Origin of the sequence: Sulfobacillus harzensis, assembly GCF_012933365.1 — a bacterium.
In the GTDB taxonomy this organism is placed as follows: domain Bacteria; phylum Bacillota; class Sulfobacillia; order Sulfobacillales; family Sulfobacillaceae; genus Sulfobacillus_B; species Sulfobacillus_B harzensis.
The window spans coordinates 1-293 of sequence record NZ_JABBVZ010000370.1 but is presented as its reverse complement, the minus strand read 5'-3'; the positions used below and the strand labels follow the sequence as shown (position 1 = coordinate 293).

The window sequence follows — 293 nt, the reverse complement described above, 5'->3', positions numbered from 1 at the left end:
TCCCGGCCGCGTCCGCGGCCGACCTTTCAAGCCTACGCCCCCAACCAGTTGGTGCTTCCCATGGACCTCCAAGAGCTGATTCCCCCGCGTCACGTGGTGCGCGTGGTCAATGAGGCCATCGACCGCATACCGGATGCAACCTTTGAGGCCCCCTATGCGGGTGGCGGTCGGCCGCCGTATCATCCGAAAATGCTGACGAAAGTGATTATCTACGCGTACACGCAACGCATTTATTCGTCGCGGCAGATTGCCAAGGCCGTCCGGGAACAGGTCCCGTTTATGTGGTTGGCGGC

Annotated in this window: 1 protein-coding gene; it reads left to right on the top strand. The window is 61.4% G+C overall.

Annotation, left to right across the window (positions count from 1 at the left end; translation table 11 throughout):
• Positions 1-293: transposase (locus HIJ39_RS23525; RefSeq protein WP_207711910.1), on the top strand; the 293-nt coding region annotated here is incomplete at both ends.